The organism is Methylomonas rapida (genome assembly GCF_024360925.2).
Classification (GTDB): Bacteria; Pseudomonadota; Gammaproteobacteria; order Methylococcales; family Methylomonadaceae; genus Methylomonas; species Methylomonas rapida.
On record NZ_CP113517.1, the window covers coordinates 3,719,732 to 3,738,634 of the forward strand.

The following is an 18,903-nucleotide window of genomic DNA, read 5'->3' on the forward strand; positions in this document are numbered from 1 at the left end:
AGCAGCGAATGTGACAGTTTTATGAATGTCGCTGACAGCGGTCCGATGAAGACTGCCTAAACTCGCAAGGCGTATGATCCTTTCCAGGCTCGCGATTGCAATCATGCAAGCGCTGCCGATAACAGATCACGCAACGATTCAAGCGGCGCAGATAACGGCCATAGGCCGATCTGATCATTTGATTCAGACGATCGATCGGGCTCTTTCCTTCCAGGGTCAGTCGGTATTTTTTAAGCAGCAAGGTGGCATAAAGTTTTCTGGCCTGGTTTATCAATGTGTCGTTATCCATTTTCCAAGGCCTCAAAATCGGGATTGACGGCTCGATTGCCCGGCACCAAGCCCTGACGGTTCAAGACCGCCAGCAACGCATCAAAGCCATCGACATGAAACGCGCTCATGCCCAGGCTTTGCGCGGCATAGACATTGAACAAACAATCGTCGAAAAAATATACCTCGCCCGCCTCCACCCTGCATTCGCGCAAGGCCACGGCAAAAATCTCGGGATCGGGCTTCACCATACCCAGTTGGTGAGAGAACAGCGCAAGATCAAATACGTCTGCAAAGCCGGAGAATCGCTGATGATGCAAGGGATTGGAATTGCTCAGACAAGCAATTTTGTAGCGTGTGCGCAAAATCCCAAGAACTTCGCGGGCACCTGGATGAAAATATCGCGGCCAGGACGCAAAAACCCGCAAGAAGGCGTTGGGCCTCTGCCTGAGCCCCCACTCGGCAATGAAACTTTCGGCAAACTCATGAGCCGTCATGGCTCCACTCTCGAATTGGAGCACCGACTGAGATGATAGCCAGCGCGCCTTGAGAGCGCTGGTTTCCAGCGGTTTATCCAATAAACGATTCAAATGCTGGAATACCGAACTGTCTATCAATACCCCGCCGAGATCGAACAATAAAAGCGAAGGTACATTCATCATAATTTCCTCTACTCGATACCTATCTGCGTATCGCTATAGCTTAGAGGATGAATGTGTCGGTAATATGTCAACGCACAGAGATTTTTTGCCGCCGAGTCACGGCTGATTTGCAATTGGCAACGCCGTACCCTGTAAAATCGGTTAGGCTAGTTTCACCGCTTGTCGCCGGGCACACTATCAAATCAACCTGGAAAAAGAATTTGGCCCACGAAAGACACAAAAAATCACGGACAAATGACACCCAACAGGTAAATGCATATAGTTGATAACTCATTTGATCGCTTACGTGCTTTTCGTGGACTACTGATGTTTTTAGGATCAATGGCTCGGAAAAATCCCCGTTTCACTCATCAGAATATGCGCTCATGAACATCCTAAACGTCTACCTCGAACCCGCCACCTATGACGTCGATTACGAAGATTTGCATTACGTGCGAAATTTAGTGTTCGTGGAGGAACAAGGGATTGCGCCCGAACTGGAGTTCGATGACCAAGACAGGCAATGCCACCATGTCATCGCCCGCGATGTCGACCACCGACCCATCGGCACCGGCCGGCTGTCTCCAGAAGGCAAAATCGGCCGGATGGCGGTGTTAGCGCAATGGCGAGGTCAGGGTGTCGGCGCGTCCTTGCTGCGCGCCCTGCTTGAAAAAGCGCGCGGACTGGGAATGGCGCAAGTGACGGCCAATGCACAAACCAGCGCATTGGGTTTTTATCAGAAATACGGTTTTACGGCGGAAGGCGTGGCGTTTCTGGAAGCCGGCATTCCGCATCAAAGCGTGCGGCTGACGCTGCAACCGCTACACAAACCCTTGCGCGCAACACCCAAGTCTCGCCCGGCTTCGGTTGACGCCGAGCGCCTGGAAAGCGTCGAGTCAACCTTGGCAGCGACCCGGCAACTAATCGATGGCGCGCGCCGCCAGCTTTATATCTATAGCCGCGACCTGGAATACAGTCTGTACGGTCAGAACACGGTCGTCGAAGCCTTGAAGCAATTTGCCTTGCGCAGCCGTAACGGCGGCGTGCAAATCATCATTCAAGACCCGGCGAGCCTGCAGGGCCAAACTCATCCGGTTCTGGTATTGGCGCAAAAACTCAGTTCCTATTTTTTGCTGCGCACGCCGGAGGAAAGCGAGGAACAAGCAAATCTTTCGGCTTTTGTCATCAACGACGCCGACGGCTATTTATTCCGCCTGCTCGGCGACCGCTTCGAAGGCCACTGGAGCCCGAATTTACCGGCGCGCAACCGTCAATTGCGGGAAGAATTCGAACGCCTGTGGCAACGCTCGCGCCCTTGTAGCGAATTTCGGGCATTGGGTTTGTAAATAACTAAGCGCTACGCTGAAAGCCATGGACGAAGCTGCGGAACAGTTGGAAAAAGCGAAAGCTTTTCCGCTCCCAAACCACGTCAATCTGGAAAAATCATTTGGTCCACGAAACACACAAAACCTGTCCTGAGCGGGGCGGAAGGGATCACGAAAAGTTGCAAACAGTTATCACACCCAAGGGCAGCACCGAACAGGTGAATCGACAAATTTCATAACGCAATGATTTATTTCGTGTATTTAGAGGACTTGCTGCCGTTTTTAGGGGCCACCGTATCCACCTTTTTAATACCGTTGTCCGTGCGAAATCCGCGGCTTCTGCGACAACTTGACTCGCGACAATATGCCACATTTTTAATATAAGAAAGCCCTGATAATCTATGTGCCATTGCAGAGATGTTCATTGCAATAACTTCCTCCTCATAAATCCGGCTTCGCGCCGGATTTTTTTTAGTCTGCCTCCCTGGCTTTTTTCCGCTCGGCTTCGTATTGGCTCGGGCTCACGCCGGCACGCGCCAAAAACTCTCGGATATGCTTAATCTCTTGCTTATTACAGACGCCGCCGTGGTGGGGATGGTGAATCATGTCCTCTATGCCGTTCAATGTCACACGAAATCGCGCTCCGTGATTGGGCTCTATCTTGGCCCCTAAATGATGCAACAGCGACTCGATGTCCCGCCAATGCATGTTGCCGCTGACAGGGTCTTGAAATATTGCTCGTAGCAAATTTTGCTGGTGACTCATGCGCTTGTCTCCTCAACCAGATTGTTGGCGCAACATTACGCCAATCACGTCAATAAGCAAACAATCTGTAAAATCCATTTGGTTTTTGTTTCTTATTTGGAATCAAACCATGCAACAAACAACCCATTGTAAATATTTTTAATGGGCTTATAGTTAAGTCGTACTCAACAAAATGACTGTATCCAGTCAAGGCGGCAATGATGAATGCTTCAAAAAACCTCTATCGGGACATTATGACGGGACTGTTTTTGTTTTCCGGCATTTTGAGTTTTATCTCGGGTCAGTACATCATGTCGACACTGTTGTTTGGCGCCGCTTCGGTATGCAGCAATTTGAATCTTGCTATCCCCGCGCGTATTTAGTTTTTTGTCGGACCTCCCTCGTTGTTTAGCGGCGGTTAAATTGCCGCGTACTATACGGCCTCTATCTTTGCTCAAGGTAGAGGCTTTTTTTGATCCAAATCCATTTCCGCGTTACTCGCCTTAATGACCAAATTCGACTAAGGTAACATTTCCATACGATTGGTTCTTCAAAGGTCGGTCACTACTCATGATCAACGCCGCGCAATTGAAATGTTTTGCTCTATTCCCCCTCTTCGCCCTGATCGATTTCGGTCCGGTGTCGCCGTGGTGCTTGATGGGACTGTATATCGTATTGATGCGTCCAGAATGGTTTCTGCACCTGGTCAAACGCATTTATAGCCATCCCAGGCACTCCGCCTTCATTACGACGAAGCAAACCCGAATCGCGCGCTTCATGAGTTTTCTGGCCTTGTTGGGCCTATTGATAATCGACATCGCCCCCTTGCCGGTTTCTTCGCTTTTGGCCTTGGCGATCCTGTTGGTCAAACCGAAATGGTTTTATCGTACCGTCATCGACATCTATGGCGAGATCGTATAGGCATCATGCGATATCGATATGAATTTCATTACGACGCAGCGCCGGCAAGGTCCAGGGCGGATCATAGGCGGCGGAACGAGGGTTCGATAGTGGTTTCAGCCCTTGTCGCTCCAGCCATTCGGACAAGCGCTGACTATTTTGGCCGATGCTTTCCAGGTTCAGCGGCCCCGAATAACGCAGTACTGCGACTTTTCTGGCCGGCATAGTCTTGAGTACCACCTCGGGGTCCAATGGCTTCGGCAAGGTTGCAAGATCGTAGCCAGCCGGCATCACAAAGGCCATCATCCATTTGCCGTCGACCCTTTGCTGCAACACCGGCGCGGTCATTGCAATATTTTCGCCCACCGCTTCCCGAAATACCGGTGCGGTCATGGCCATACTCTGTTTTTGCAGATTGCCGCCGAAGATATAGCCCGCCAAGCGCTTGAATCCAATGTTTCCGGCCTTGGCGTAATCGGCTTCCATGAACGTCTCTGCGACCAACAAAGCAGGATAGGCCCTGATCTGAATATCGCCATGGTCGGACAGCACTTGGCAGCTTGGCTCTTGACTGCTTCTAACCCCCATCACCGTGCATCCGGCCAAAATCAGGCTTATCAATGAACTGAAGAGTTTTTTCATCATTTCGCATCTGCTTTCAACTAACCGCCCTGCTGGCGCTTGACCCATTGCTCAAGAAAATACTTGTCATAATGCCAACCGATTCGACGTGCTGGTGGTGTTGGGCGTGACATGGCGAGATTCCTTAACTGATTGTCGAATAAAAAATCCCCTTCCGACCGGGACCTTGCCGAAGCGACAAGAATGCAGCGTCGAAAGGGAAAGGGCAATACAGTGCCCGATTAATGGCAAAACACGCAGGATCAAATGCCTTAGGAAGTTACCAGTGAATTCGGCAAAAGCAAGATCACGCAAAGAATCCGGCAATATTTTGTCATTGGCGGCGGATATGCGCGATTTCCAGGCTGTCGAGCACGACGCGAAGGAGCTAGCCCAATTGCTCCGTCCGATTTGCTTAGTTTAGAATCAAATCAGTCTCAACTCTAAATCGCACACAGGAACCGGATATGACAACAACCAAACCCTTGGAATACGGCGGCCACGCCCTCGTTTGGTCGGGCGATTGGACGCCCGAAGGTGCCCGCAAGGCCATCAGCGGAGCTGCGCGCGCCGGCTATGACTACATCGAGATTGCCCTGCTTGATCCTTGGAAGGTGGATGTGGCTTTGACCAAGGACCTGCTGCAGGAATATGACCTGCGGGCGCATGCCTCGCTGGGGTTGTCCACAAGCACCGACGTGACCAGCACCAATCCGGCCATCATCGCCAAAGGTGACGAACTGTTACGCAAGGCAACCGACGTGCTGTACGCGATCGGCGGCAAGGAGCTTTGCGGCGTAATCTATTGCGCGCTGGGTAAATATCCAGGCCCGGCCTCGAAACAAAACCGGACCAATTCGGTGGCCGCGATGCAAAGGTTGGCGGATTATGCGGCAGACAAAGGTATTAACATCAACCTGGAAGTCGTCAACCGTTATGAAACCAACATCATGAATACCGGCCTGGAAGGCCTGGCTTTCTTGGACGAGGTCGATCGTCCGAATGCTTATCTGCATCTGGATACGTATCACATGAACATCGAGGAAGACGGCATGGAAAAATCCGTGCTCGCCGCCAAGGAGCGCCTGGGCTATGTGCACATCGGTGAAAGCCATAGAGGCTATCTCGGTACCGGCAATGTCGATTTCGACAAGTTCTTTGCCGCACTCAAGCAAATCAATTATCAAGGGCCAATCACGTTTGAGTCATTCTCGTCGGAAGTCGTCGATCCCAACTTGTCCAATACCTTGTGTGTCTGGCGCAATCTATGGCACGACTCCGATGATTTGGCTAAAAAAGCCTTGCTGTACATCAAAGAACGTTATTGACAGCCCTGACGCAAACCTCCGGCCAAAGCCGTTGGCGATTGGGGCGTCGCCAAAATGGCTTCCAGGTTTCAGTCGATATAGCGGCGGGAAGAAAGACAAATAATCTCAAACTGCCTCGATGCAGCGCCGGCCGTCGTGCAGCGGATTATTGACCCAGTCGCTGACCGGCGTCGCCGCCATGTTGACATAGGCTTGGTTGTCCAGCAAGGCGTAGGCCTTGTCGGCGTCGACCGTTTTGTCCAGCCAGCGCTGGTAATTCTCGACCGCGATGATCACCGGCATCCTGTCATGAATCGGTAGCATCAAGTCGTTGGAGACGGTGGTAATGATGGTACAGGAATACAGTGTTTCGTTTTCTTGCTGCCATTGTTCCCATAAGCCGGCAAAGGCAAACGGCCCCTCGTCGCCGCGGTGAATATGAAACGCTTGTTTGCCGGTCTGGCCTTTTTGCCATTCGTAAAAACCGGTCGCCGGGATCAAACAACGCCTATGCTTGAAGGCGGAACGAAAGGACGGTTTTTGTCGGACCGTTTCCGCTCGGGCGTTGATCAGATGAGAACTGTTCTTGCTATCCTTGGCCCAAGACGGCACCAAGCCCCAAAACAGATTGACGGCCTTGCGCGAGCCATCCTCCAGCGCGACCACGGTGAGGATCTTCCGGGCTGGCGCGACGTTGTAACTGAGCTGAAAACGCGGCAACCGCGCCAGTGCAAAATGCTCGGCCACACGCTCCGGGGTTGCCGCAAGGTTGTAACGCCCGCACATGCCTGTTTCTCGCTCCCTAGGTGCTGGCTGAGACAGAACTCTGCTTCAGCGCCAGCCTTGCAGCCAATCCTGGGTATTGGTCAGCTCACGCCAGGATAAGGCAAAGCTTCGGCCCGAATACACGGCCTCCAACTCTATCAGATCAATCGGTAAATCCTTGCTCTCCGGCTGGATGATGTTAGTGACGATGAAGTGTTTTTCCTTATTGCGAGGACTGGCCGAGGTCCATTTACTGCGGATCAGCTTCTTCGGATTGAGGTGGCGTGATTTTGCGGGTGACATGATGATGCCTCTTTGACTCCATTGCCCATGCATTGCGGCCGTGCCGTTCCGACTTTACCAACGATGGCGCGATCTCGGATCAGGTATGACGACATAGCCCCTTGGATGTTTGCGGTAAAAGGAATTACCCACCACATAATAGGGCCGCCCCTGCCAATGGGCAACCCGATTGTAGCGCGGCAGATAACTCACTACCGTGCCCATCGGCGCATCTATGACCACATGGCCTGGACGCACGGGCTTGTAAAACGTCGACGGCTGACGATAATTGCCTCTGCCGAACTCACCGCCTGGTCGCCAGTACTCCGGTGCCCTGATACCTCGTTCTGCATGGCGCCAGCCATCGGCCCATGCGTTCTGCATGGCGCCAGCCATCGGCCCATGCGTTTTGCTGACTCCACAACAACATCGCGGCGACACCGAACAACAATTTCAAATTCAGTTTAAACATGTTGATCTCCTGGAAACGTAAACCGTTTTGACAACCGCGGCAAGCCATTGTCCACCGCGGTGAGCTGATGCCGGCTGGCCATTTGTTTAGTGTGCCGGTGCGTCGGTTTTTAGATGCCCTCTTTCACCCTGGTGTTTTTTCCACTTTGCGTGACGCTCCTTTTTCAGTTCGTCAAACTGGGTCATCTGCTCGGGCCTCAAAACCGCCTGCAAGCGTTGATGGGTTTCCTGGCGCAGCGCTTCCTGTTTTTCCCGTTGTTGCTGGAAAATCTGCGTGACTTGCGTCTTTTGTTCGGCGTTCAAATCCAGCTTTTCCGCCAAACGTTCCACGCGTTGCGCCCTATGTTCTTCACTGTCGCCAGGTTGAGCGCCGGGGAAAGCGGCTACGGTCAATGGCAAGGCCAAGGCTGCGACGATGATTGCGATTTTGGTATTCATGAGCGTTCTCCGTTGATTTTAGGATTTTCCAACGGCTGATTGCCGTTTTCGGGTTCTACTCTAAGCGTCAAAATCGCAAACAATGGGGAGCAATCAAGGAAAGATTGTGCAAATCTAGTCTTGGCCGGAGGCTGGCGGCTCGTAGCGATAGCCGGCGCCGTACACCGCATGTATCAGCTCCCGGCCGGGCAGCAATTCATCCAGTTTTTTGCGTAATTTCTTGATATGGCTATCAATGGTACGGTCCGATACGATGCGTTGATCCTGATAGATCGAGTCCATCAGCTTGCTACGGGAAAAGATATGCCCCGGTTGACGGTAAAGGGTTTGCAACAATTGAAACTCGACCGACGTCAGCTCTATTTCCCGGCCCGCCGCCGCGACCCGGAAACGGTTGGCGTCCAGGCTCAACGCATCGGCATGAAACGTTTCGAGGCTGGCGGATTGCAAGCGCCGCAACACGGCTTTGACCCGAGCGACCATTTCCCTTGGGCTATAAGGCTTGCAAATGTAATCATCCGCGCCCAGTTCCAGCCCCAGCAAACGATCGATTTCCTCGACCCGGGCCGTAACCATGATAATCGGCACGGCGCTAAAACTGCGGATTTCCCGGCAAATCGACAGGCCATCGCGGCCTGGCAACATCAAGTCCAGCAAAATCAAAGCGGGATGCTGCTGCCTGACCCAGGGCAAAACGGCGTCGCCATGACTTATGATCTCGCTGTCAAAGCCGGCATTGCGCAGATAATCCGCGGCCAATTTGGCCAGTTTGTCTTCATCTTCGACGATCAAAATTCGGCTAGCATTGCTCATCTTCACCCCTGTAACGGTAATTCAATCCGTATCGTCAGACCACCCAGCTCCGACGGCAACGCGCTGATGTTGCCGTTGTGGGCGGCCACGATGTTACGGCAAATGGCAAGCCCTAACCCTGCCCCGCCGTGGTGTCGGCTGCGCGATCCCTCGACCCGGTAAAAACGCTCGAACAATTGCGCCCGTTCGGATTCCGCAACCCCTGGCGCACTATCGGCCAACTCGATCAGCAAACTGGCTCCGGTGCTGAACACGGTGACTCTCAAGCGGCCGCCCGAATCCGTATAGTTCAGGCTGTTGGTCAGCAAATTCCTGAATAATTGCGCCAAACGATCGGGATCGGCATACAAGGCGACATCCGCCTTGCACTGATCCCGCCATTCAACCTGTAAGCGTTTTTGCTGAAATTGCGGCATCAGCGCCGCCAGATCGGCTTTCAACGCCTCTCTCGGGTCCAGCAGAATTTTTCGATAACTCAAGGCGCCTTGATCGGACAGCGATAATTGATAGAGATCATCGGTCAGCCGATTCAGCCGCAGCACATCGGTTAGCAAGGAATCGACGGCTTCGGCATTCATGGGGCGAATGCCGTCCTGCAAGGCTTCCAATTCGCCACGCAGCACCGCCAAAGGCGTGCGCAATTCATGGGAAATATCGGCCACCCAGCGTCGGCGGGCTTGTTCGGATTGCTCCAGCGCCGCCGCCATTTCATTGAAATCGCGCGCCAGCTGCCCCAATTCATCCCGGGATTCGACCGGCAAGCGAATGGCATAATCCCCCACCGCCAAGCGCTTGGCCGCCGCCGCCATGCGTTTGACCGGTTTGCCCAGGGTATAAGCCAGCAACAGCGCCAATACGGCGGATAAGGTGACCATTAACAACGCGATCCAGGCAAAGGCCTGCATTTGTCGCTGCATGAAACGCAAATCACCGAGTTGATTGTCCGGCCGGCCGGGCAACAGCCCCAGAAATCCCACGATTTTGTCGTCTGCTTTGAGCGGGTGCAGCGTCAATTCAGCCAATAGCTCTTGCCGGCCAAAGATGATCGAGCGATCGGCAGCCAGCAGCATCGCTCGCATTTCCAACGGCACCCAACGCCGATTGCGATAAACACCGGCGTCCAGATCGGGCGGCCAAAGTGTCGCGGGTTCGGACAAGTCTTGCGTCATCCAGGCTTGCGGCTGGCGGTGACGGCGGCTATCGGATTGCAACAACAGCTTGATCCATAGGCGTTTGTTGCCGGCCAAGCCTTCCCAACTGCCATGCGTCGCGTAATGCTCGCTCAGGCTGTCGATCAAATTCTCCACCCGTTCGCGCTGGCGAGACTCGACCAGCTCGTTGAATCCGCGATCCAGCGACCAGCGGGTAAAGAAGTACATGCCGGCCACCACCAGCAAGGTGGTCAGCAAAAAAGTCAGGAATAATTTGACACGAATGGATTTATGCACGGCGAGGCTCAGTTATCGGGAATGGTATTATGGTGCGAAAATGCACAAACATCGACGTATTTTGGCCCGCAGCCAAGCCTCGGAATTCAATAAAACATGTCCACCGAATATCAACTTAAAAAAATCATTCTGCTAGACAGCTTCTGGCCCGGCAAAACCGTTTTACTGAAACTGGACGGCCATACCAATCTCAGCGGCACCAACGGCGCCGGCAAAACCACGTTCCTGCGTTTGATGCAGTTATTCTGGGGCGAACGCCCCAGCAACATCGTCGGCGGCAGCGGCAGCAAGAAAGGCTTTCTGGATTATTATCTGCCACGCGCCAGCAGTTATCTGGTGTACGAATACCAGCGTCCCCATGGGCAAGTCTGCCACGTCATGGTGCAAAGCGACGGCCGCGCCGCCCGATACAAATTCATCGACGCCGCCTACCGGCAGGACTATTACATCGCCGAAACCGGCTTCCCGCGCGATCCCCAAAGCATAGAGCGCCTGTACCGCCCTACCGCGGAAGTCTCGCGCTTTCTGGCGGTCGACGATTATTGCAACGTGATCCAATGTCATCAACTGACGGGCGGCAAGAAAGAGTTGCGCGTCCTGCAAAACCGCTTTGCGATGGCAGCTACACCCATCAACCATATCGAAAAAGTCATAGGCTCGGTGATCGAGAAAATCGGCGATTTCGACGTCATCAAGCAAATGCTGATCGACATCTCCCGCGGCAAGCTCAGCCAGGCCTTTTTGCAGAACGAAGACGAGCAACAACCCTTCCAACTTAACAAACAGCACATCGAAGCCTGGCTGGCCGATCTGAACGCCTCCCGGGAAATCGAAACCCGGCGCGCCGATTTCGACCAGTTATTGCAAACCATCGCCGAGCTGAAGCAAACCCTGAAAACCTTATCCCACCTGCACTTTCTGACGCGGGACAAACACAAACTCGCCCAGCAAGAAACGGAAGCGCTGGAAAATAGCCTGACGCAACTGCTCCAGCAACGTGACCAGTTGCAGCAGAATCACAAGCAAGTCTTGGAGCCCAAGGAAGACGCGTTGATCGAAGCCAATAGCCGCCTGAAAGACTTGAGCTACCAAATCGAAGCCTTAGAAACGCAAAAGCAGGCTTATGAGGAACAAGGTGCCGAAAGCTTTACTCTCGAAGCCGCCAAGGCAGAGCAATACGCCAAACAGCAACAGGATATTCAAGCCGAGCTGGATGCGCTGGAGCACAAGACCCAGCAAATCAAACAGTTTTACGAGAAGCAATTAACAGAATTGCGGCACAGGCACGAAACACAAACCCAGCTCTACCAACAACAAGGTTCCGACGCCCAACTGCAGCAAAGCCAAAACCTGCGAGAAGCGGATGCCGAATTTCAGCTACGCAAGGAACAGTTGCAGCAGAACAAGGAACACCGCCTGCAACCCGTTATAGAACAACGCGCACAATTTTTAACGGAGTTTCAAGTCAAACAAAACCAGCAAAAAAATCCGCCGCTACCGGACGGTTTGCTCGCCGATCAGCAAAAAAACCGCGAAGCGCTGGACGCCGCCAGCAAGGAAAGCAAACTGGCTTATCAAGCCCAGACAGAAGCCCAAAGCGACTATCAAACCCGGCTGAGCCATTACCAACAAACCGAACAGGAACTCAAGGACAAAAAGGCCGAACTGAAACGTAGCCGGGAGCGCCATACCGATTGCCAGAAACGTTTGCGACCCGACCCCGGCTCGCTGCAATATTTCCTGGAACAGGAAGCCGAAGGCTGGCAGCACAGCATAGGCCGGGTCATCGCCCCGGAACTGCTGGACCATACCGGGCTCGATCCGCAATGGAATGGCCAAGACAGCCAGGACTTTTACGGTCTCAGCATCAACCTGGCAGCAATCGCTGGCCGCAGCGATTTGACCGAAGACAAGGTCCGCCTGGAACAGCAGGAAAAAGAGCTGTTCGAGCGAGTGACCAAACTCAACAAAGAAAGCGAAGCGCTGGAAGCCGCTTTGCAAGCCGCCAACAAACTGCGCGAGCAGGCCAAAACAGTGCTGGACAAAGCCCAACAACGCGTGCAGCAGGCCGAAAAGCTGGAGGAAAACCTGCGCGGCGAGGCCCATGCACTGGCCGACCAGATCAAGGCCGAAACCGCCAGGGCCAAGCAACAGTTGGAACAGGCAATCAACCAACTGTCAGCCGACATCAAAGTCTGCGATCAAACCTTGACCGACATCGAAAACCAGCACCAGCAAGCACTGCTGGAACTGCAAAACGAGCATCTGGCCCGCAAAGGCATCATCGAATCGGATTGTAAAAATCTACTGGAAACAATAAACGAGCATAAAGAAGCACAGCGCGCGCATTTCAATCGGGAGCAGGCGCACATCAATCAGCAGTTGAAAAGTGACCTGAAGGAAAGCGGTGCCGACGAAACCATTTTTACACGGACAAAAGAGCTGGAGATGCTCAAAGGCAAGGAACAAGACGCTCGCAGCTTCCAACGCAAGGCCCAGGAATATCAAGACTGGCTGCGACAACGCTGGCAACAGCACCCGGAACATTGCCGACAGCGGGATGAATGCCAGCGCCAGATGCAACAATTGAACGACGAAATCAAGCAATTGAAGCAAGATTTCCAACGGCAACGCACACAGTTGAATCAGCACATCGGCGAGTTGGAGGAACAACTGAAGAAAAACAACGGCCTGCTGGCGCAACTGGAACAAAGCCTCGAGCAATTGCGCAATTGTCCACCAGTCTACGCGGAGGAATTATCCGAATATGCAGCCGGCACGCTACCGCGCCTGACGCAAGACAGCCTCAAGGATCGCAAGCGCCACGAGCGCGAAATTCAAGGCGGCAAGCAAACCCTGGTGCAGTTGTTCAACAGACACCAGCGCAGCCAGCTGGCGGAAGCCTGGTCGCAGGCTTTGAATGCAGCAGCCAACAGCAACGAGTATTTTCAAGCCGAAGCGCTGGAAATCGAGCAACCGTTGATCGATGTGCTGCAGATGGTCGGCCATGTAAAACAGGCCACGGCCCAACAGATCGAACTGCACGCCTCCAGCGTCAATACCTTTTATCTGCATTTGCATAACTTCGAGCGCGCGATCAAACAAACCGGCAGCGAGCTGTCCAAATATGTCAGCGAGGAACGCTATTTCGCCGCGCTGGGCGAGATCACCGTCAATATCCGCTCGAAGATGAGCGATCTGGAATACTGGCAGGCCCTGAAGAAATTCGGCGACCATTATGAACAATACCGCGACAATGCCGAACTGAGCGGATCACATGAGATTCCGGAAGGCTTGGTGCAAGCCATGGGCGAACTGACCGCGCTGCTGCCTGCCACCGGCGTCAAGATCAAGCATCTTTCCTTATTCGATATCGAATTCAGCATCTTCGAAAACGGCCAACTCAAACATGCCCGCAACGCCCGGGAACTGAAGGATGTCAGCTCCACCGGCCTGTCTTATCTGGCCTTGATTACTTTCTTCACCGGCGTCACCGCCATGCTGCGCAAACAAAACCCGACCGTGGTCTGTTGGCCCATCGACGAACTGGGCGACCTGGCGCCGGAAAACATCGAGGCCATGATGAATCTATTGGCCAAACAGAATATCCAAATCCTGTCGGCTACCCCGACCGCCGACCGTCACGTGCTCGGCCTGTTCAAGCGCCGCTATCTGATCAACCAGCAAAAGCTGCACGAAGTCGATTTGCCGCCCAGCAAGCTGGAGCAACTGTTGAACGCGCAAACGGAACAGGAGACCGCTCATGTTTAAGCAAGTCGCCGAAGCGCTACTCAGCGGCCATTTCATTTGCCCGACCGCCTACCCCGATGCCTTCGAGTATTTGTCGCAAGCGTCCAATGCCGACAAGATCAACGCGTTTTTAAAACTCTTGGACCGGGAACTGTTCGATCTGGACGGCGAATTGTTTTATGCGGCCTACACCGTGGTCGACGACAGCAATCGGCCCGCAATCAGAGAAGCCTTTTCCGAAGTCCGCTCGCAATTGCGCCCGGTAGTGGAATGGATGGACATGGTCATGACCGCGCTGGGCCAGGACATGCCGATCCGGGCCCGCGACGAAATCCGCCTGCATCAGTTACTACAGGCCCTGGAACATGAACCCTCGTTGGCTGAACAACTGAACCGGCTGACCCAATTAACGCTGTTCAAGACCAGCAAAACTAGTGTGCACGATCAATTGCTCTGGGTACTGCAAAAACTGGAACAGACCGGCTATCTGGCCCGACCCAATCAACAGGCCTCGATGTACATCGCCACCGGCAAGATCAATTATCTGCATCAGGTCATCGCCTTCCTGAACGACGCCGAAAACCTGGAGCTGGATCAGCACGCGACCGGCGGGAGCGGCGGCGAACAGCAGGAATTGTTTTTATGAGCTTCGACCACGAGCAGATTGCCGGCTTGATTCGTAAGCTGGCCAGTGCCGACCAATTGCTGGCGCAAACGTATATCAACGGCGCGGTGTTTGCCGACGACGACAACCGGAGCACGATCGACAGCTTGAAAAAATCCGGCATCTTGCGCACGGCCGATGCCAGCGATGAATACCGCTTGACCGGCGACCTCAAGCGTCTGATCGACCGTCTGCTGCTACGCAACCAGCGCTACCAGCAAAATATCAACATGGCCAAGCTGATCCTCAGCATAGAAGAGGACATCGAAGATTACCGCCGCGCGCTGGAACATAACCAGCAGGACGAAGCCCAGTTTCATCTGGAACAGATCGACGATACGCTGTACGAAGCCATCGAGGCTTTGGAAAACAGCCTCGGCGTGATGTTCGCAGCGATCACCAGTCAGTTCGGTTTCGTCAGTTCCTTAAATGGCAAAATCCGGCAAAATCAGCGGGCACTGGCTTATGCGCAACAACTGGTGCGGGAACTCAACCACGTCAGAATCGATAATTGCTATGACTGGCTGAGCAGTTGGAGCACCATTCCGCCGGAACTGAGCCGCAAGATCATCTATTTCATCGACCAATACAAAAGCATCGTCGAACGTCTGACCGCCATCGTCGGCCGCATGAAAACATTGCTGTTCAAATTGCGGCTGCAGGAACAAACCGCCAACCGCTGCCGGGCCATGGCGCAGTTCTTGAGACAGCATCCGGAATGGGAACCTTTGGACTGGAGCGCAAGCGCCGCCATTCCCGACCTGTTGCGCCGAGGCACCGGCCTGAACTTGCAGCCTGGTATCAACACGACCAATCCGATCTTGCAGGCCGATCTGGCCGCCATCGTGCAGGAATTGCGGCGCCAGGCCAAACCGGTCGCGCCGCTGGCACGGGACAGCGCGACATCGCCGCTGGACACGCAAATTCCGGGGCAAATCGAATACGATCAAGACCTGTACGAAAACCATATCGAAAACCTGTTTGCACAGGCATTGGCACGGCAAGGCCGCAAAGTTTCGGCGCTGCGTTACTGGCGCGAGCAAGGCCTGGAAATCCAAGCCGAACTGTGGCTGGACATGGTGTTTGCGCAATATTGCTGCCTGCCGGGGCGCATGCGCCGCGCCATTGCATTGGACATGCAAGGCGAAAACCTGGCAGGCTTCGACGGCAACCAGATCATAGAAGAAATCCAGTTGCAACGGGTGGCATGACATGGACGGCAAGATGTATCAATGGCTCAGCGCCCTGGTCAGGGACAAGCCGGACCAAGCTACCAGCCGCGCGCTTACCCAATTGGGCCGGCAAGTACAAGCTCACTATGGCTGCGGCCATATCAGCAAGAACCGTTTGCTTTTCAGCGCCGAAGACAAACGCCGCCTGCGCCAGCTAGTCCTGGATGAAGTCGGCCTGGACCCTTTCCTGGTCGAACGACTGCCGGAAAGCCGTCTGCAGATGGCCCACTATCATGGCAACGAAAAACTGGCAGCCAAACCCGCCAGCGCAGGCCACCTGCTGCTGAACAGCGCCGACGGCATGCTTCGCATCAACGGCGTGCAAATAGCACTGCACCCCAAAAGCATCCTATCGGCCGGCCTGCTATGCCTGAATTCCAGTATTGAAACGGTCGAACACAAAACCCTCGTCGTCATCGAAAACCTGGCCATCATGCAGCTATGTCACACGTGGCCACTGCCGCTGCTGGACCAACAATCACTATGGATCTATCGCGGCGACCACAAAAGCGGCGCCACGGCCCATGCCTGCCGCGACTTTGTAGAACGTTTCGGCGCCGACAAAACCGTCATCGTCTTCAGCGACATGGACCCCATGGGCCTTCAAATAGCGTTGACGATGCCCCACGCGGATTACTGGTTGGGGCCTGAGCAAATGGCATGGCGTTCCTGCCTGCAAAGCAAGCTGGCCAATCGCGAGGGATTTGATGTGCAAGCCGGCGCGCTGGCTTATTTGCAACAGCTATCGGATCAACTGACGCTGACCAGGGTTCTGCATGAACTGTTGATGTGTTTTAGACAAGAGCGGAGTTCTTATCGACAGGAGCACATGTATAGCCAGCGAGTCGGGCTGGCGTTATTTTCGGTGACAAGGTAAACATCTGATTTATGCGCCCTCATCCTAACCTTCTCCCGGCGGGAGAAGGCATTTTTATGACAACCGCCAAAGCATCCCGTCATGCACAAAGGTCGTCATTCCGGCAATCCCTGCCGGAATGACGACCTTGTATATAGAGATTTGCCTTAAAGCAGAGGCTATCTGATGTAACTGGCGCTTCGAGCTGGAAACGGTATAGGCTATGTAAAACGCGCCTTAGGCCATTTTCTCCGGCTTGAAGGCTACTTGGCCCGGCAATAACGCGCGGACGTCTTCCGTCAAAAATCGCTTCAAGCCGCGTCCCAGTCTTTGCGCCAATAGCGACACGGCCTGATCCTTATTGACGAAAATCGCCGCTTGTCTGCCTTTACGGTATTTGCTCAACGCCCTACGAACCGAGGCGCATAAATAGCATTCGGTTCCAGGCGGTAACGTGGCATCGAGGTCTCTCAATAAATGAGGGGTTATTTTATTCATGGCATCCTCCTTTTCTAAACAGAAAATCAGTGGTGAATCCATAAACCAAGTAAAGGTCCTGTTCCAAACCTGTTATTTGAAAAATAACGGTTTCAAGTTAACACTGCCGCAGTAAAAATCAATAGTTTTTTGGCCGATTTTTTTGCCAGGCATGATTGACAAAACAGCAAAGGCTTGACTTACCCATTCGAATTCTGAATCCATGCCGCATTTGGTGCATAATTCAATTTCAGTTTTATTTCGGACAACGATATGCAAATAGCGGAACACTACGCAAAACCCGTGTTTGGCAAACTTGGCGGCTATTTTCAGCGCATCAACGATTTCAAGGATACGTTCAGCCTGCGTTGGGGCCGAATCGAGTTTGATATGCATCACGGCATGTCGGCCAATCTGAAAGTGATCCTGAAGGTCTATCGCGACAGTATTTGCGAAACCTTCATCGTGGATACCGACGCCTTCGATATCGAATGGGATCGGCATAAGCGCGCTACCCGCGATTTTTTCGTTCATCCCTACTCCAGCCATTTCGGCAAGATCAATTGCATCAAGTTTTCCTTCATCGTCCACTTGGGCGAACATTCGATAGCCTCGCGCCATGAATACATCTTCATGGACTGGCATCAACTGCAGGACGGCCATCATCAACAGCGCACGATCACCGATGAACATGCCACGCCCAATTATTTCCGCACCTACGAACTGAATCCGGCCGAACTGCAGGCGGATGTGGATTGGTACAACCACCATTTCGATTCCTTGCATTTGATCCCCAAATTCACCAAGGGGCAGCAATATCATCCGTATCATCCCAAGCGCTTCATCCACGACCATATCGACAAGGTCATCATGGTCAAGCGCGACAACCCCAACCGCTTGTGCACGATCAAAGTCAGCGTCGATTGCATAGACGACAACGATTTCATCAATCATTTGATACACGCCAGCCATCAGGGGGTTTGGGTGCAATGCATCGTGGACTGGCGCAAGATGACGCTGACCAACAGTCACACTTACGCCAATCTGAAACGCTCCGGCATCGAACTGATCGGCGTGTTCTGCACCCCGAAACACCACTTGATCGAAGTCGAGCCGGACATGCACACCAAGTTCATCATCTTCAATGATGAGGACGCCATCCTGGGTTCTTTCAACATCACCTTCGACCGCTGGTGGGCCAACTGGGAATCGGGCATGACCTTCCATTCCAAAGGGGTCTGCCGCTTGCTGGACAATATCTTTCAAAGCCAGCGCGGCGGCGTGATCCAGAAATACGGCATCGATCCTTTAAGCCCGTTCAATTTGCTGTATACCTTCGGCCGTCACACCATGGCCAACGGCAAGATCTATCGGCCGCACCACGCCATCCTGGCGGAAATCCACAGAGCCCGGCATTCGATCAAACTGTGCCTGTTCCTGATCGGCGAACTGGTGGGCGATCATCACGACAGCGTCGTCACGGCCCTGATTCAAGCCAAGGAACGCGGTGTCGACGTGCGGATTTTGTTCAACGGCCATCTGGCCCGGCAAGGACGCATCGGCGTGGAAAGGCCGATGCACGAAGAATTGAACCGCCCGCTGCTGCCGGCCGTGCAACGCCTCAGATGGGCCGGCATCCCGGTAGGTTTGGTCTATGGGCAGGATGACCATCCCGTGCCCTACTCGCCCATTCATTCCAAATATTGCGTGATCGACGATTACATCGTCATCGAAGGCAGTTTCAATTGGTACAATACCTCGGTGTTCTCCCATGATCTCGTCGTGGTAGCGGCCAATCATGATGTGGCGCGGCCTTACCTGTATGAATTCGACCAGATTCAACGTGCGTTTCGGGTCTTTTACTGACCCGCCACGCGCCCAGTCCAACCGGAGTTTACGTCA

At 53.6% G+C, this 18,903-nt stretch carries 20 protein-coding genes; 8 read left to right on the forward strand and 12 right to left on the reverse strand.

From position 1 onward, the window contains the following. Window positions 1-19: 19 nt before the first annotated feature. Entirely contained in the window at window positions 20-289 is a 270-nt protein-coding gene (locus tag NM686_RS17520; protein WP_255189140.1) for a hypothetical protein, read from the reverse strand. Next, the gene (locus NM686_RS17525; RefSeq protein ID WP_269021877.1) at window positions 282-929 is read right to left on the reverse strand and encodes an HAD family hydrolase; all 648 of its coding nucleotides are present in this window, start codon (window positions 927-929) and stop codon (window positions 282-284) included. The genes NM686_RS17520 and NM686_RS17525 overlap by 8 nt, the downstream gene beginning before the upstream one ends. A 365-nt stretch (window positions 930-1,294) precedes the next feature. Between NM686_RS17525 and NM686_RS17530 the strand changes: the two genes are divergently transcribed. Beyond that, window positions 1,295-2,254, forward strand: coding sequence for a GNAT family N-acetyltransferase (locus NM686_RS17530; protein WP_255189142.1), 960 nt, complete (start codon window positions 1,295-1,297; stop codon window positions 2,252-2,254). Between the two features lie 450 nt (window positions 2,255-2,704). On the opposite strand, the gene NM686_RS17535 is transcribed toward NM686_RS17530, so the two are convergent. Next, a complete protein-coding gene (locus NM686_RS17535) occupies window positions 2,705-2,998 on the reverse strand; it encodes a hypothetical protein (protein ID WP_255189143.1) in 294 nt (97 codons plus the stop codon). Window positions 2,999-3,547: 549 nt separating this feature from the next. Here NM686_RS17535 and NM686_RS17540 point away from each other — a divergent pair. Then, entirely contained in the window at window positions 3,548-3,898 is a 351-nt protein-coding gene (locus NM686_RS17540) for a hypothetical protein (protein WP_255189145.1), read from the forward strand. A gap of 3 nt (window positions 3,899-3,901) precedes the next feature. Here NM686_RS17540 and NM686_RS17545 read toward each other — a convergent pair whose 3' ends face one another. Further along, window positions 3,902-4,522 (reverse strand): SOUL family heme-binding protein, encoded by a 621-nt coding sequence (locus NM686_RS17545; RefSeq protein WP_255189146.1) that lies wholly within the window; start codon window positions 4,520-4,522, stop codon window positions 3,902-3,904. A gap of 443 nt (window positions 4,523-4,965) precedes the next feature. Here NM686_RS17545 and NM686_RS17550 point away from each other — a divergent pair, with 443 nt between their 5' ends. Continuing rightward, the gene (locus NM686_RS17550; RefSeq protein ID WP_255189147.1) at window positions 4,966-5,826 is read left to right on the forward strand and encodes a sugar phosphate isomerase/epimerase family protein; all 861 of its coding nucleotides are present in this window, start codon (window positions 4,966-4,968) and stop codon (window positions 5,824-5,826) included. A gap of 105 nt (window positions 5,827-5,931) precedes the next feature. Here the strand turns inward: NM686_RS17550 and NM686_RS17555 are convergent, their stop codons facing one another. The 7 genes from NM686_RS17555 to NM686_RS17580 form a co-directional block, all read right to left on the reverse strand. Then, window positions 5,932-6,591 carry an SOS response-associated peptidase gene (locus NM686_RS17555; RefSeq protein WP_255189148.1) on the reverse strand — a complete coding sequence of 220 codons (660 nt, stop codon included), beginning with the start codon at window positions 6,589-6,591 and terminating at the stop codon, window positions 5,932-5,934. Between the two features lie 45 nt (window positions 6,592-6,636). After that, window positions 6,637-6,873 carry a TIGR02450 family Trp-rich protein gene (locus NM686_RS17560; protein ID WP_255189149.1) on the reverse strand — a complete coding sequence of 79 codons (237 nt, stop codon included), beginning with the start codon at window positions 6,871-6,873 and terminating at the stop codon, window positions 6,637-6,639. Window positions 6,874-6,927: 54 nt separating this feature from the next. Beyond that, the gene (locus NM686_RS21830; RefSeq protein WP_407942362.1) at window positions 6,928-7,236 is read right to left on the reverse strand and encodes a DUF6515 family protein; all 309 of its coding nucleotides are present in this window, start codon (window positions 7,234-7,236) and stop codon (window positions 6,928-6,930) included. Beyond that, window positions 7,157-7,324, reverse strand: a complete 168-nt coding sequence (locus NM686_RS17565; protein WP_255189150.1) for a hypothetical protein — start codon at window positions 7,322-7,324, stop codon at window positions 7,157-7,159. Before NM686_RS17565 ends, NM686_RS21830 begins: the two co-directional genes overlap by 80 nt. Before the next feature lie 86 nt (window positions 7,325-7,410). Then, window positions 7,411-7,761: a Spy/CpxP family protein refolding chaperone gene (locus tag NM686_RS17570; protein WP_255189151.1), complete on the reverse strand. Its 351-nt coding sequence runs from the start codon at window positions 7,759-7,761 to the stop codon at window positions 7,411-7,413. 114 nt (window positions 7,762-7,875) lie between these two features. Further along, entirely contained in the window at window positions 7,876-8,574 is a 699-nt protein-coding gene (locus tag NM686_RS17575; RefSeq protein WP_255189152.1) for a response regulator, read from the reverse strand. A 2-nt stretch (window positions 8,575-8,576) separates the two neighbouring features. Continuing rightward, complete coding sequence (locus NM686_RS17580; RefSeq protein ID WP_255189153.1) at window positions 8,577-10,022, reverse strand: ATP-binding protein; 1,446 nt, start codon at window positions 10,020-10,022, stop codon at window positions 8,577-8,579. A gap of 96 nt (window positions 10,023-10,118) precedes the next feature. Between NM686_RS17580 and NM686_RS17585 the strand changes: the two genes are divergently transcribed. The 4 genes from NM686_RS17585 to NM686_RS17600 are packed head-to-tail and all read left to right on the forward strand — an operon-like array spanning window position 10,119 to window position 16,545. Next, a complete protein-coding gene (locus NM686_RS17585) occupies window positions 10,119-13,793 on the forward strand; it encodes an ATP-binding protein (RefSeq protein ID WP_255189154.1) in 3,675 nt (1,224 codons plus the stop codon). Beyond that, a complete protein-coding gene (locus NM686_RS17590; protein WP_255189155.1) occupies window positions 13,786-14,418 on the forward strand; it encodes a condensin complex protein MksE in 633 nt (210 codons plus the stop codon). The genes NM686_RS17585 and NM686_RS17590 overlap by 8 nt, the downstream gene beginning before the upstream one ends. After that, the gene (locus NM686_RS17595) at window positions 14,415-15,647 is read left to right on the forward strand and encodes a hypothetical protein (protein ID WP_255189156.1); all 1,233 of its coding nucleotides are present in this window, start codon (window positions 14,415-14,417) and stop codon (window positions 15,645-15,647) included. The genes NM686_RS17590 and NM686_RS17595 overlap by 4 nt, the downstream gene beginning before the upstream one ends. Window position 15,648: 1 nt before the next feature. Continuing rightward, window positions 15,649-16,545 carry a DUF7281 domain-containing protein gene (locus NM686_RS17600; protein WP_255189157.1) on the forward strand — a complete coding sequence of 299 codons (897 nt, stop codon included), beginning with the start codon at window positions 15,649-15,651 and terminating at the stop codon, window positions 16,543-16,545. A 216-nt stretch (window positions 16,546-16,761) separates the two neighbouring features. On the opposite strand, the gene NM686_RS17605 is transcribed toward NM686_RS17600, so the two are convergent. Continuing rightward, complete coding sequence (locus tag NM686_RS17605) at window positions 16,762-17,022, reverse strand: hypothetical protein (RefSeq protein WP_255189158.1); 261 nt, start codon at window positions 17,020-17,022, stop codon at window positions 16,762-16,764. A gap of 252 nt (window positions 17,023-17,274) precedes the next feature. Between NM686_RS17605 and NM686_RS17610 the strand changes: the two genes are divergently transcribed. After that, entirely contained in the window at window positions 17,275-18,867 is a 1,593-nt protein-coding gene (locus NM686_RS17610; RefSeq protein ID WP_255189160.1) for a phospholipase D-like domain-containing protein, read from the forward strand. Window positions 18,868-18,903 lie beyond the last annotated feature (36 nt).